Annotated in this window: 11 protein-coding genes; 8 read left to right on the top strand and 3 right to left on the bottom strand. The window is 36.7% G+C overall.

Annotation, left to right across the window (positions count from 1 at the left end; genetic code table 11):
* Positions 1–7: 7 nt before the first annotated feature.
* From HCD_RS01265 to HCD_RS01255, 3 genes are read right to left on the bottom strand one after another with little or no spacing between them, the layout of a single operon-like run.
* The gene (locus HCD_RS01265; protein WP_014658812.1) at positions 8–1,996 is read right to left on the bottom strand and encodes a transglycosylase domain-containing protein; all 1,989 of its coding nucleotides are present in this window, start codon (positions 1,994–1,996) and stop codon (positions 8–10) included.
* Complete coding sequence (locus tag HCD_RS01260) at positions 1,996–3,129, bottom strand: aminotransferase class I/II-fold pyridoxal phosphate-dependent enzyme (protein WP_014658811.1); 1,134 nt, start codon at positions 3,127–3,129, stop codon at positions 1,996–1,998. The genes HCD_RS01265 and HCD_RS01260 overlap by 1 nt, the downstream gene beginning before the upstream one ends.
* 33 nt (positions 3,130–3,162) lie before the next feature.
* On the bottom strand, positions 3,163–4,464 hold the full coding sequence (locus tag HCD_RS01255; RefSeq protein ID WP_014658810.1) for a methyl-accepting chemotaxis protein: 1,302 nt from the start codon (positions 4,462–4,464) through the stop codon (positions 3,163–3,165).
* 326 nt (positions 4,465–4,790) lie between these two features.
* On the opposite strand from HCD_RS01255, the gene HCD_RS01250 reads away from it, so the two are divergent.
* The 8 genes from HCD_RS01250 to HCD_RS01215 all read left to right on the top strand — a co-directional run bounded on the left by HCD_RS01250 (position 4,791) and on the right by HCD_RS01215 (position 14,678).
* Positions 4,791–6,323: a flagellin A gene (locus HCD_RS01250; protein ID WP_014658809.1), complete on the top strand. Its 1,533-nt coding sequence runs from the start codon at positions 4,791–4,793 to the stop codon at positions 6,321–6,323.
* A gap of 146 nt (positions 6,324–6,469) precedes the next feature.
* Positions 6,470–7,138: a 3-methyladenine DNA glycosylase gene (locus HCD_RS01245; RefSeq protein WP_014658808.1), complete on the top strand. Its 669-nt coding sequence runs from the start codon at positions 6,470–6,472 to the stop codon at positions 7,136–7,138.
* A gap of 25 nt (positions 7,139–7,163) precedes the next feature.
* Complete coding sequence (locus HCD_RS01240; protein ID WP_041594869.1) at positions 7,164–7,781, top strand: hypothetical protein; 618 nt, start codon at positions 7,164–7,166, stop codon at positions 7,779–7,781.
* Positions 7,782–7,846: 65 nt separating this feature from the next.
* Complete coding sequence (gene hemE, locus HCD_RS01235) at positions 7,847–8,866, top strand: uroporphyrinogen decarboxylase (protein WP_014658806.1); 1,020 nt, start codon at positions 7,847–7,849, stop codon at positions 8,864–8,866.
* Positions 8,867–8,875: 9 nt separating this feature from the next.
* Positions 8,876–10,312, top strand: coding sequence for a TolC family protein (locus HCD_RS01230; RefSeq protein ID WP_014658805.1), 1,437 nt, complete (start codon positions 8,876–8,878; stop codon positions 10,310–10,312).
* 11 nt (positions 10,313–10,323) lie between these two features.
* Positions 10,324–11,031, top strand: a complete 708-nt coding sequence (locus HCD_RS01225) for an efflux RND transporter periplasmic adaptor subunit (protein WP_014658804.1) — start codon at positions 10,324–10,326, stop codon at positions 11,029–11,031.
* A 12-nt stretch (positions 11,032–11,043) separates the two neighbouring features.
* A complete protein-coding gene (locus HCD_RS01220) occupies positions 11,044–14,115 on the top strand; it encodes an efflux RND transporter permease subunit (RefSeq protein ID WP_014658803.1) in 3,072 nt (1,023 codons plus the stop codon).
* Positions 14,112–14,678 carry an outer membrane beta-barrel protein gene (locus HCD_RS01215; protein WP_014658802.1) on the top strand — a complete coding sequence of 189 codons (567 nt, stop codon included), beginning with the start codon at positions 14,112–14,114 and terminating at the stop codon, positions 14,676–14,678. The genes HCD_RS01220 and HCD_RS01215 overlap by 4 nt, the downstream gene beginning before the upstream one ends.
* Positions 14,679–14,703: the final 25 nt, after the last annotated feature.

Genomic DNA, 14,703 nt, shown 5'->3' with positions numbered 1-14,703 from the left:
AAGATATTTAAAACAATAAGTTCTCTTCGGTGTCATTCCCCTTTTTGGGAGCTGGCATAACAGAATTTGGGCTAGAGTAGTAGGGGATTTTATCTACGATTTCTTTATGCATGTTTTTTGGGACATCAAACTTTCTTTTCAAAGAAGGTTCAATGGCTAGAATATTGCGCATAAAGTGAGAATATACAGGTGCACTCACAACGCCTCCAGTCGCTTTTTTGCCAATAGGTGTGTTATCATCTCGTCCAAACCAAATCACACTTTGTAAAGTGGGGGTAAAGCCGATAAACCAAGCATCAACATTATTATTGGAAGTTCCTGTTTTGCCTGCAATTTCTAAACCACTGATGCGTGCTGGACGGCCTGTGCCATTTTCTACGGCATTCATTAGCACCGAAAGGGTTAAAAAAGCTTGTTCTTTAGAAGTAATCTGTCTGGTTTCAATAGGGGTGAAAGTCTTAACTTCATTTTGCTGGTTGGTGATACTTTCAATGAGCATGGGCTTAAGCATTGAGCCATAGTTGGAGAATAGAGAATACTTTTCAGCCGCCTCAATAGGTGAAATAGCAAAACTTCCTAGCACAATAGACAAGTCCTTAGGGAGATTTTTAAAACCCATATCGTTTAAAGAATGATAAACTTTTTCAAAGCCAAGCTGGTCGCTTAAGTTAATGATAGCTAGATTTAAAGAATGGCTTAAGGCATCTTGTAAGGTTACAAGCCCTAAAAATTTGCGAGAATAGTTGCTAGGATGCCAAGCATGGTTTTGTTCATGATTTTTATTGTAGTTGCTATTTTCAAAATTCCGTGCAGTATCAGGGATTTTAGAAGTGGTGGAATAGCCATTGTCAAAGGCAATTTGATACACAAAAGGTTTGATAGCACTTCCAAATTGTCGTTTAGTTTGTGTGGCACGATTAAAAGCACTTTTTTTATAATCAACTCCGCCCACTAGAGCAAGGATTTTACCTGTTTTAGTGTCTGTAACTACCATGCTAGCATTCAAATTATCCTCGTTTTCATTAGGTGGTGTATCTTTATCAATTACGACTTGCTCTTTAGCAATTTTTTCTAAGATTTTTTGACGCCCAAAACGCAAAGACTCCAAGGCCAAGCGTTGATAGTCTAAATCCAAAGTCAATTTAATGGTGTAGCCTTTAGTTTTTAAGCCATCTAAGTGGTCTAGTTGTTTAAGGACTTCATCTACGACATAAGGAGCGATGTTTTGAGTAGAAGTCTGGTTATAAACAATAGGCACTTCATTCAGAGCGGGTTTTAGCTCACTAGAAGAAATCCACCCTAAAGAATATAATCGCCTTAGAATGTCATTAGCCCTAGAAAGCGAAAATTCTAAATTCTTTGTAGGGTCATAAAAACTTGGAGCTCTAGGTAGAGCAACTAGCATGGCAATTTCTTTAAGGCTGAGTTTATCAAGGGGTTTTTTAAAATACCCTAGGCTTGCAGTTTTGACACCATAATACCCATGCCCAAAAAAAGTTTGGTTTAAATAACGCTCTAAGATTTCTTCTTTGCTTAAGACTTTTTCAATGCGTAAAGAAATGATGGCTTCTTTGAGCTTTCTTATAAGGGTTTTTTCTCGTGTAAGCACCATGTTCTTAACAAGCTGTTGTGTGAGTGTGCTACCCCCTTCGGTGTAACGCCCATTTTTAGCGTTTTTAATGATGGCACGCATAATGGCATCTAGGTTGATTCCTCCATGCTCAAAAAAGAGTGTGTCTTCTACAGCTAGCAAGCTTTCAATGATTTTGGGGGGAATTTCTTCAAAATGGGCATAAAAACGAAATTCTTTATCATAGATATTAGCAATCAAACGCCCCTTTCTATCTAAAATCTGTGAAGCAATGCTGGGGCGATAATCCTTGATTTTTGCAACATCTTTGTCGGTATTAACCCAAACTTGAACAATAAGCACCGCACAAACTCCTACAACAATCAAAACAAAAATGCCAAAACCATAAAAAATCTTTTTTGTCATCAATAACTCTTGGTAGAAAAATCTTTAGAAACTTTATTGTAGGATAAATTGCGAATAATTGTGGCAAGTTCTTTGGTGTCTTCTAAGCTATTTTTGAGAGACAAAGAAATGCGTAAAAGGGGTTTAGAAACCGTAGGAGGGCGAATAGCTCCCACTAAAAATCCTTTTTCTTTCAAAAAATGATGGGTGTTTAGAAGAGTGGAATTATTTTCAAACTCTAAGGTAAAAAATCCTGTAGGGGTAGAAATACCTAAGCTTTCAAAAATGATTTGCTGGTGTTCTTTAAGCTTCTTTTTCAACTCTTTTTTTTGTGCAATAAAGTATTCTAGATGGGCTAAACTTAATGCTGTGTCTAGTAGGCTTAAGGCGGTGGTATAAATCACGCTTTTTGCACGATTGACTAAAAAATCTATTATTTTTGAAGAAGCCAAAATACAAGCCCCATAGCTTGCAAGTGCCTTAGAAAAAGTGCTGAGTTTAATAATACGCTCTTTTTCTTGGATATGGTAGTATTCTAAAAAGCCTAGCAAATTATCTCCGATAGTGCCAAAACTATGGGCTTCATCAACAATCAAAAAGGTGTTAGGACTTTCCTTAGTGCTTTCGTAAATGGCATAAGGAGCAATGCTTGCATCCATTGAATAGACCCCTTCAATAGCCACAAATTTGAGCTTGTCTTTAGGGGCTTTTAAGAGCTTTTGTCTTAAATCCTTAGCATTATTGTGTGAGAAAAAAATAACTTGATTAGGTTTAATTTTAGTGCTAAAAACACCACTTGCATGGTAATGCTCATCTATAAATAACAGAGCGTTTTTAACTAAGAGAGTGTCTATTAAAGCTAAATTACCCAAAAAGCCACTTCCTACTAAAAGGGCGTTTTCAAAACCTAGCAAACGGGCTAGTTGCTCTTCTAATTCAGCATGCAAGGGGTGGTAGCCATTAACTAGCATAGAAGCTTTTGGAGCATGAGTATCATAAGATTGAAGTTTTTTAAAGGCTTTTTCAAGCAAGTCTTTTTTAACACTCAAACCCAAATAGTCATTAGAAGCATAGTCTTTTAATAAAGGGCTAAACAACTCCCTCTTGCGGTAGCGTTTAGTGCGGCGTAAAGCTTCTAATTGCTTAGAGAACATGGGAGTTTGACCTTTTGTTTGAGATACAAAAAATCAGTTACCTTTTTGAACTTCTTCAATAATCTTATGTAATTCGTCTCGTTTTTCAACAAACATTTTATCAATGTTTTCCTTAACATGCTTAGCACTATCTTCTATTAAATGCACTTTATGCTCTAGATATTTCAAATCTGTAGTATGCTCTTCTTGAACCGCTTTAACCAGCTCGTTAGCTTCAGTATGCACGCTTGCATGGTGGCTCTCAAGAGCTCTATAGCCTGAGGTATTAGCAAAATTCTCTTTGCCAGCACCTTCATAATACCACTTGCCTAAGCGACAGCTTTTATGGCTGGTGGTATTGAATGAGTTGAGACCAAAGACCATGCCATAAAGATTGTTTTTAAAGACTACATGGTCAAGTTTAGCTAGACCACAAAATACTCGGTTATTAATGTTGTAGATTGTATATTTTGCTGCCTTGGCGACAATTCTGTTATTTTCTACACCCGCCTGAAGTTCTTCTACATCGCCCTTAATGGAGCCTACAATAGAGTTGACATCATGAGTATTAGTTTGAATATCATTAGCTTCTTGTTGCATGCTTTTAACTACGACAGCGATTTCTTTAGTGGCTTTTTGGGTTTTTTCAGCTAGTTTTCTAACCTCATCAGCTACCACTGCAAAGCCTCTGCCATGCTCACCTGCTCGTGCGGCTTCAATGGCGGCATTTAGGGCTAAGAGATTGGTTTGTTCTGCAATATCATCAATAAGAGAAATTACCTGAGTGATTTCATTGCTGCGTTGATTGAGTGAGTCAGCTAATGAAGTGGCATTTTGCATTTTTTCATAAAGAGATTCAATGTTTTGGCTTGCTTTATTAACGGTTTTTAGCCCTTCAATAGAATGCTCTTCGCCGTTCTTACTCGCACTTAGAAGTTCGCCAGTCTCTTGATGGAGATGTTGCATGCTTTCTTGAGCCCCTTCCAAACCTTCCTTAAGGCTCGCATAAAAAGTTCTAAACAAATCATTTTTATGGTATTCCCCCACACAACTTGTTTTTTTAGCGAGTGAAAAATACTGCACGCCATCAATATTTTGGCTTTTTGAAGAATAAGAAACACCTTGCAAATCAATGCTCTCTGCATTTTCTTTAAAATGAATGCTTTGCTCTTCTAGATTATTTAAGTCTGCAAGATTCCCACTTTTAAAGACTATTTTATTGTTTTTGATACCTATAAAACCTTCATGCAAGCACAAATCCAAAAGGTTATGGTAGAGATTGACTTCTTTTTTTAGTGCCATAATCTCAGAATTTTTCTGATTGATTTGAAGCTGTAGCTGTTTATTTCCAAACATTATAGTATTCCTTAAAATTAAGTTAAATATGCAAAAATTTCCTTCAATTCTTATGATATACAATAATTAAAGGTCTCTAGGGGTAAGCCTATCCTTTGTGATTATACCTAAAAATAATAAAACATTCCTTTGAAGTTCTTTGGAAGTATCGTTTGTTATGAGATGTTTAAAAGCGTATCTAATAACAGAGATGAGCGTTACTTGGTTTGGATGCTAAATCCAAAAATAAAATATTCACTTTGCTCTTTAAAATTTTAAATTCTAACCGATTGTAGCTTTAACCAAAAGCAAGGATGCCTTTGGGTTTAACAACAAGGAGTTCAACAATGGCTTTTCAGGTCAATACAAATATTAATGCGTTAAATGCGCATGTGCAATCTACTCTTACTCAAAACGCGCTTAAGACTTCATTAGAGCGATTGAGTTCAGGTTTGAGAATCAACAAGGCGGCTGATGACGCATCAGGCATGACTATTGCAGATTCTTTGCGTTCGCAAGCGAGTAGCTTAGGTCAAGCGATTGCTAACACTAATGATGGCATGGGGATTATCCAAATTGCAGATAAGGCTATGGATGAGCAGTTAAAAATTCTAGATACCGTTAAGGTTAAAGCCACTCAAGCGGCTCAAGATGGGCAAACTACAGAATCTCGTAAAGCGATTCAGTCTGATATTGTTCGTTTGATTCAAGGTTTGGATAATATTGGTAATACGACTACTTATAATGGGCAAGCGTTGTTGTCTGGTCAATTTACTAACAAAGAGTTCCAAGTGGGCGCTTATTCTAACCAAAGCATCAAGGCTTCTATTGGTTCTACCACTTCAGATAAAATCGGTCAAGTAAGAATCGCTACAGGTTCGTTGATTACAGCTTCTGGAGACATTAGTTTGACTTTCAGACAAGTGGATGGCGTGAATGATGTAACCTTAGAGAGTGTGAAAATTTCTAGTTCAGCAGGCACTGGAATTGGCGTATTAGCGGAAGTGATTAACAAAAACTCTAACCGAACCGGTATTAGGGCGACTGCTAATGTTATTACTACCAGTGATACTTCTGTGCAATCAGGTAATGTGAGTAATTTGACTTTAAATGGAATCCATTTAGGCAACATTGTAGCCGTTAAGAAAAACGACACTGATGGAAGGTTGGTTGCAGCGATTAATGCAGTTACCAGTGAAACGGGCGTAGAAGCTTACACTGACCAAGACGGTCGCTTGAATTTGCGTAGCATTGATGGGCGTGGGATTGATTTAAAAGCCGATAAAGCTGATGGTGTGCCTAGTGCTTTAACCACCGTTAATGGCGGACAGGATTTAACGCAAGGTTCTACTAACTATGGAAGACTCTCTCTCTCACGATTAGACGCTAAGAGCATTAATGTGGTATCAGCTTCTGATTCACAAAATATGGGCTTTAGTGCGATTGGTTTTGGAGACTCTCAAGTAGCAGAAACCACCGTGAATTTGCGTGATGTTACAGGAAATTTTAACGCCGATGTCAAATCAGCAAGCGGTGCAAACTATAACGCTGTTATTGCTAGTGGTAATCATAGCTTGGGAGCTGGGGTTACAACCTTAAGGGGTGCAATGGTCGTTATGGATATTGCTGAATCTGCTATGAAAATGCTAGATAAGGTGCGTTCTGATTTAGGCTCTGTGCAAAATCAAATGGTTAGCACCGTGAATAATATCAGTATCACTCAGGTGAATGTGAAAGCCGCTGAATCTCAAATTAGAGATGTAGATTTTGCTGAAGAGAGTGCTAACTTCAACAAGAATAACATTTTGGCACAATCAGGTAGCTATGCAATGAGTCAGGCTAATACCGTTCAGCAAAATATCTTAAGGCTTTTGACATAGTTTAGAGGATATTTGTATGGAGCTAGTGCTTTTTAAGGCATTAGCTTTTATGCTAGTCAGGGAGCTTTGATTTAACATCATGGTAGCTAGATTTAACTTCTTTTTCTAAAATATTCTTTTAATTTCTTTAATTTGCAAGGTTTTTGATGTTAGATAGTTTAGAGATTCTAAAGGCTTTAAGGAGCTTGGACTTATTAAAAAATGCCCCCGCTTGGTGGTGGCCTGAAGCGTTTCGTTTTGAAGCTTTATTAGGAGCGATTTTGACGCAGAATACAAAATTTGAAGCCGTTTTGAAGTCTTTAGAAAATTTAAAAAACGCTCTTTTCTTAGAGAGTGATGATGAAATTAATCTTAAGAAATTCGCTAATATTGAGCCTATAGTGCTTATAGAATGCATTCGTCCTAGCGGGTTTTATAACCAAAAAGCAAAACGACTCATTAGTTTGAGTGGAAATATTTTAAACGACTTTGGAAGTTTTGAAAATTTTAAAAATGAAGCAACTAGAGAGTGGCTTTTAAAACAAAAGGGTATTGGTAAAGAAAGTGCGGATGCAATTTTATGCTATGTGTGTGCTAAAGAAGTGATGGTAGTGGATAAATACAGCTATCTTTTTTTAAAAAAATTAGGCATAGAAATAGAAGATTATGACACATTGCAAAGCTTTTTTGAAAAAGGCATTAAAGAGAATTTAAGCCATGCTTTAGCGCTTTATGAAAATCCTATTTCTTTGGCACAACTTTATGCGAGATTTCATGGAAAAATTGTAGAATTTTCTAAGCAAAAATTGGAGTTAAAGCTTGTGTTTGCTTCTTAGATTTTTTAGATTCCTTGCATCTCTTATGCTTCTTGTATCTCTTTTTGGCTTGGCACTAGGTCTTTTTGGAAGGGGTTTGTGTGCTAAGAATCATTTCTTTAAGCCTTTAGAGCCGACAAAAAAATATTTCGGCTCCTTTAAAATCGGCTATCTTTACCAGCACATGCAAACGACCAAAAAATCTCCCATTCGCCCCAAGAATCGTCCCCCTATTTTAATCAATAAAAAATACCATGACGCCATTTTAGCTCTTGAAGCGGGTAAAATAGTGAAAGATAAGTTTTTATTAGGGGGCTACTTGGATGGTGCAATGGGTAGGTCTTATTTTATGAGTGCGGGGTTTATGGCGGGTGTGAGACTTTTTAGGGGGTGGGTAGTTCCTAAAATCTCATTAGGGTATCAACTCCAAATCTTAGGGGCTAAGATAGATAAATATCAATTCAATATTCAATCTGCTGTGGGTAGTATAGGAATATTCTTTAATGTGGCTAAAAATTTTGGTTTGAGCGTAGAAGCAAGGGGTGGCATTCCTTTTTATTTTATTGAAAGCAAGTTTTCCAAAGCTTTTGGCACGCCACGATTAAACATTTATTCTATTGGTATCACTTTTACATTTTATGATTTTACTAAATTTTTAGGATAAAATACTTATTGTAGAATTTAGAATTAACCAAAAATAAATAATAGATAAATATTTAAGGATTTACAATGATTTTTATTGATGCATGTTTTAAAAAAGAAACACCCTACACACCTATTTGGATGATGCGTCAAGCTGGGCGTTATCTCAGTGAATATCAAGAGACGCGCAAAAAGGCTGGAAGTTTCCTAGAATTGTGTAAAAACAGCGATTTAGCTACAGAAGTTACTTTACAGCCTGTAGAGATTTTAGATGTGGATGCGGCTATTTTATTCAGTGATATTTTGGTCGTGCCTTTAGAAATGGGCTTGGATTTGGAATTTATTCCCACAAAGGGGCCGCATTTTTTACAAACCATTACGGATTTAAAAAGTGTAGAAAGCTTGAAGAGTGGGGCGGCTAAAAATTTAGAATATGTCTATGCTACGATTTCTCAAACTCGTAAGAAACTAGCAAAGGATAAGGCGTTAATAGGCTTTTGTGGTTCGCCTTGGACTTTAGCCACTTATATGATAGAAGGTGAAGGGAGCAAGACTTATGCTAAAAGCAAGAAAATGCTCTATAGCGAGCCTAAGATTTTGCATGCCTTATTAGAAAAGCTTACTATAGAGCTTATAGAGTATTTGAGTCTCCAAATTCAAGCAGGGGTTAATGCGGTTATGGTTTTTGACTCATGGGCGAATGCGTTAGAAAAAGAAGCTTATTTAGATTTTAGCTGGCATTATATGAAAATGATTTCTAAAGAGATTAAAAAGCGTTATTCACATGTTCCTATAATTTTATTTCCTAAAGGAATTGGTGGCTTTTTAGATAGCATAGATGGGGAGTTTGATGTGCTAGGGATTGATTGGAGTGTTCCTTTAGAAAATGCAAAGAAGGTTTTTCAAGATAAATATGTTTTACAAGGAAATTTAGAGCCTGCTCGCCTTTATAGTAAAAAGGCCTTAGAAGAAGGTGTTGAAAGGATTTTAAAAGTTATGGGTAATAAAGGGCATATTTTTAACCTAGGGCATGGAATGCTACCTGATTTACCTAGAGAGAACGCTAAGTATTTAGTGCAATTGGTGCGTAGCAGGTCTAAGCGATAGGGGGGCTTTATGAATACTATTATGCGGTATGTTAGTTTGTGGGGGCTGTGTGGGGTATTAGCTTTAGCAGAAAATTTTTCTAAAACTCCGACAGAAATTAAGCAAATTCTCAATCAATACAACCATAAAGACCTAAAACTTCTCAAACCTTTAACAAATTCGTTAGAAGTTACCCCTAGTTTTATCGCTTCAGAGTCTGCTCAAACGGACTTTAGCATTACTAAGGAAATTTCTAAATACCATGAAAAAAGCGATAAAGCTGCTCTAGGACTTTATGAATTGCTAAAAGGTGCAACGACTAATCTTAGCCTACAAGCTCAAGAACTGAATGTCAAGCAAGCGATGAAAAACCATACCATTTCAAAAGCGATGTTTTTACCTACTTTTGATATGCATTATAATTTTAAAAATGAAAACAGAGACACGCCAGCGTTTAAACGCTATAACACACAACAATTGACAGCGCAAGTCAAATTAAATGTGTTTAATGGGTTTAGCAGTGTGAATAATGTTAAAGAAAAATCTGCAACCTATCGCTCTAGCGTAGCAAACTTAGAATATGCTAAGCAAAGTGTATATCTACAAGTGGTGCAACAATATTACCAGTATTTTAATAATCTTGCTCGCTTGATTGCTTATCAAAAAAAATTAGAGCAAATCAAAATAGATATTAAAAGAGTTTCTAAACTTTATGACGAAGGGTTAACGACCATTGATGATTTGCAAAGCTTGAAAGCGCAAGGGAGCTTGAGCGAATACGATATTTTAGATATTCAGTTTGCACTAGAACAAAACCGCTTGACTTTGGAATATTTAACGAATTTAAATGTGGAAAATCTAAAAAAGACAGCCATTGATGTGCCTAATTTACAGCTAAGAGAACGCCAAGATTTAGTTTCTTTAAGGGAGAAAATTGTCGCACTCAAATACCAAAACAAGCAACTTAACTATTACCCTAGTGTAGATGTGTTTGACTCATGGCAATATTGGATTCAAAAGCCTGCTTATGCACAAGGTTTTGCAGGAAATTTCTATCCAGGTCAGCAAAATACTGCTGGAGTTACCGTGAGCATGAAAGTTTTTGATGGTATAGGTTTGAGCTTACAAAAACAATCTATTGTATTAGGTAAATTAGCGAGCGAAAAGAATTTAGCTTACAAGAAGTTAGAACAAGCTAAAGATGAACAACTTTATAGAAAATCGCTAGAAATTGCTAAGGCTAAGATTCAATCTTCTAAGGCAAGTTTAGAATCAGCTAATCTTTCTTTTATGAGTATTAAGAAGAAATACGATGCAAATTTAGTGGATTTTACCACTTATTTAAGGGGGTTAAGCACTCGTTTTGATGCGGAAGTGGCTTATAACCTAGCGTTAAATAATTATGAAATGCAAAAAGCTAATTATATTTTTTATAGCGGGCATAAAATACAAGATTATGTGCATTAAGGGGAATCAAAATGATACAAAAAATTTTAATGGGATTATGTTTTAGTTTTTTGAGCATAGAAGCGAGTGAAAGAGTATATGCTATTTTTAATGTGAAAGCCACACAAGATTCTAAGCTCACTTTAGATAGCTATGGTATTGTAGATAGCATTAAAGTTACTGAAGGGAGTGTGGTAAAAAAGGGCGATGTTTTGTTGCTCTTATATAATCAAGATAAACAAGCTCAAAGCAATTCTATTGAGCAACAACTCATTTTTGCTAAAAAACAATACGAACGCTACAATAAAATAGGTAGTGCTGTGGATAAAAACACCTTAGAGCGTTATAAAACTGATTACAAACGCTTAGAATCTGATTATGCCTACTCTATTTCTGTATTGAATAAAACGATTCTAAGAGCCCCTTTTGATGGCATAGTGGCAAGCAAGAATATTCAAGTGGGCGAAGGGGTGAATGCGAATAACACCGTGCTTTTAAGACTGATTAGTCATTCAAAAAAATTAGTGTTAGAATTTGATTCCAAATACATTGATTCAGTGAAAGTGGGGGACATTTACACTTATTCTGTAGATGGAGATTCTCATAAACACGAAGCTAAAATCACTAAGATTTATCCAGCTATTGATGAAAATACCAGAAAGGTGAGTGCTGAAGCCTTGGTGTCTAATCACATGGCTGTGGGACTTTTTGGCGATGGATTTATCCAAACGCTTGAGTAGTAGGGAATTAGTATGTATAAAGTAGCGATTAGTCGTCCTATTACAACCTTGATGTTTGCTCTTGCGATTGTATTTTTTGGGACAATGGGATTTAAGAAGCTTAGTGTGGCACTTTTTCCTAATATTGATATTCCTATTGTGGTGGTTAATACTATCTATCCGGGGGCTAGTGCTGAGATTATAGAAAGCAAAGTAACCGATAAAATTGAAGAAGCGGTTATGGGAATTGATGGGATTAAGAAGGTTACTTCTAATAGTGCTAGGAATGTGAGTTCTGTTGCGATTGAGTTTGAGCTAGAAAAACCTAATGATGAAGCCCTAAATGATGTGGTGAATAAAATTTCTTCCGTGCGTTTTGATGACCCTAACATTCAAAAACCATCTATTGATAAATTTGATACCAGCGGTCAAGCCATTATTTCGTTATTTGTAAGTAGTTCAAGCGTGCCTATTGCGACCATTAATGACTACGCTAAAAATACCATTAAGCCCATGCTCCAAAAAATCAGTGGGGTAGGGGGTGTGCAACTCAATGGTTTTAGGGAAAAGCAAATCAGGATTTATGCTGACCCTACTTTGATGAATAAATACAATATCACTTATGCAGACCTTTTTAACGCCCTTAAAACAGAGAATGTAGAAATTGATGGGGGGCGTATTGTTAATAGCCAAAAAGAGCTAGATATTTTAGTGAATGCTAATAGTTATAGCGTTTTAGATGTGGAAAATATTCAGGTGGCTAATCATGTGCGTCTGAGTGATATTGCTAAAGTTAAAATAGGCTTAGAAGAAAACAATACTTTTGCGAGTTTCAAAGAGAAACCCGGTGTGATTTTGGAGATTCAAAAGATTGCTGGGGCGAATGAAATTGAAATTGTAGATAGGGTGTATCGTGAATTAAAACACATTCAAGAAATCAGCTCTAATTATGAAATCAGACCTTTTATGGACTCTACCACTTATATTCGTGCTTCTATTGAAGATGTGAAATTTGACTTAATCTTGGGGGGAATTTTAGCGGTTTTAGTCGTGTTTGTATTCTTGCGTAGTGGCACGATTACTTTAGTTTCAGCGATTTCTATTCCTATTTCTATTATGGGAACTTTTGCTCTCATTCAATGGATGGGATTTTCTCTAAATATGCTCACTATGGTGGCCTTAACTCTAGCGATAGGCATTATTATTGATGATGCAATTGTGGTGATTGAAAATATCCATAAAAAGCTGGAAATGGGTATGGATAAACGCACAGCAAGTTATGAAGGGGTGAGAGAAATCGGCTTTGCTTTGGTGGCAATTTCTGCGATGTTGCTCTCAGTTTTTGTGCCTATAGGGAATATGAAGGGCATTATCGGACGCTTTTTTGAGAGTTTTGGGATTACAGTGGCTTTAGCGATTGCATTATCGTATGTGGTGGTCGTTACCATTATTCCTATGGTAAGTTCCATTGTGGTAAGCCCCAAACATTCACGCTTCTATGTGTGGAGCGAGCCTTTTTTTAGAGCCTTAGAGTCTCGTTATGTAAGCTTACTCAAATGGGTTTTAGAGCATAAACTCATTGTGTTTTTAGCAGTGGTTTTGGTGTTTTTTAGTTCGCTTTTTGTAGCTTCTAGGCTTGGTATGGATTTTATGCTTAAAGAAGATAGGGGGAAGTTTCAAGTATGGCTTAAGGCAAGCCCTGGTGTGAGTATAGACTACATGACACAAAAGACTAAGAATTTTCAAAAAGCCATTGAAAAACATAGTGAAGTGGAGTTTACAACCTTACAAGTAGGCTATGGAAGCATCAAAAGCCCTTTTAAGGCTAGGATTTTTGTGCAACTCAAACCTTTAAAAGAACGGAAATTAGGGCAATTTGCTCTTATGCGGGCTTTGAAGAAGGAACTAGATGGCATGCCTGAAGCTAAAGATTTAGAGAGTATCAATTTTTCTGAAGTCGCTCTTTTAGGTGGTGGGGATAGTTCGCCTTTTCAAGCTTTTGTTTTTGCACATTCTCAAGAAGTGGTGGATAAGAGCGTGGCAAATTTGAAGAAATTCTTATTAGAGAGCAACGAACTCAAAGGCAAGGTTGAGAGCTATCACACCAGCACTAGCGAATCGCAACCGCAATTGCAACTAAAAATTTTAAGACAAAATGCTAATAAATACGGCGTTAGCGCTCAAGCAATCGGTATGGTGGTAAGTTCCGCATTTTCTGGGACTTCTCAAGCAAGCGTATTCAAACAAGATGGAAAAGAATATGATATGGTCATTAGAGTGCCTAGTAATAAGCGGGTGTCTATAGAAGACATCAAACGCTTACAAGTGCGTAATAAATACGACAAATTGATGTTTTTAGATGCTTTGGTAGAAATCAAAGAAACTAAGAGTGCGTCTAATATCACTCGTTATAATCGTGAGCGCAGCGTTACGGTGTTTGCTGAGCCTAATAAGAGTGCGGGCGTTTCCTTAGGTGAGATTTTAAAGCAAGTGAGCAAACACTCCAAAGAATGGCTTGTTGAAGGGGCGAATTACAGCTTCACAGGTGAAGCTAATAACACTAAAGAAACCGGTGCGGAGTTTATGATTGCTCTAGCTACAGCGTTTGTGTTGATTTATATGATTTTAGCGGCATTGTATGAATCCATTTTAGAGCCCTTAATCATTATGGTTACCATGCCTTTAAGCTTCTCTGGAGCGTTTTTTGCTTTAGCCTTAGCACACCAGCCTTTGAGCATGTTTTCTATGATGGGGTTGATTTTGCTCATAGGTATGGTGGGTAAAAATGCCACGCTTTTGATTGATGTGGCTAATGAAGAGCGTAAAAAAGGTTGTAGTATTCAAGAAGCTATTTTATTTGCTGGGGAAACTCGTTTGAGACCGATTTTAATGACTACCATTGCTATGGTTTGTGGCATGTTGCCTTTGGCACTAGCGAGTGGGGATGGAGCGGCAATGAAATCTCCTATAGGAATTGCAATGAGTGGGGGCTTGATGATTTCTATGGTGTTGAGCTTACTCATTGTGCCGGTTTTTTATCGTTTGCTGGCTCCTATAGATGACAAGATTAAGCGGTTCTATCAAAGTCAAAAAACCTTAAAATGAAAAAGATTTGCTTAATTCTTTGTTTGCTCTTTAGTTTGTTAGGGGCGTTTGAGTCTAAAAGAAGCCATTTGTTCTTGGGGGCTATGGTGGGTTTAGCCCCTATTCAAACACAACAAAAAACTTTTAACACCGATTATACGGCGTTTTTATGGGGGGTCAAAGGGGGGTATCAGTTCGCTTTTTTGAAATTTTTAGCCTTAAGAACTGATTTTTCTTATTTAATGGTGCTAAAACCCACAGCACTAAACACCATTGTAACTTCTTTATTGAGCGTGAATGTTGATGTATTGAGTAATTTTTACACCTATAAAAAATTCAGTTTGGGAGTGTATGGGGGGCTTGGAATAGGAAATTTCTATCAAAATATCCGCTTAGGCATAGAAAATAGCTTGTTTATGGGTTATAATGGATTGTTTAATGTAGGGGTTGGTAGCACGATTGCAAACCATCATCGCATAGAGTTTGGAGCAAAAATACCCTTTTCAAAAATAAGAAATTCTTTTGAGCATTCTAGTTTTTTGAATGGTATTTTTGTTCAGGCAAGTTATAGCTATTTGTTTTGATTAAAGAGTTTAAAATCATTCTAAT

Source organism: Helicobacter cetorum MIT 99-5656, from assembly GCF_000259275.1.
In the GTDB taxonomy this organism is placed as follows: domain Bacteria; phylum Campylobacterota; class Campylobacteria; order Campylobacterales; family Helicobacteraceae; genus Helicobacter; species Helicobacter cetorum.
This window is presented reverse-complemented; position numbering and strand designations above follow the sequence as displayed.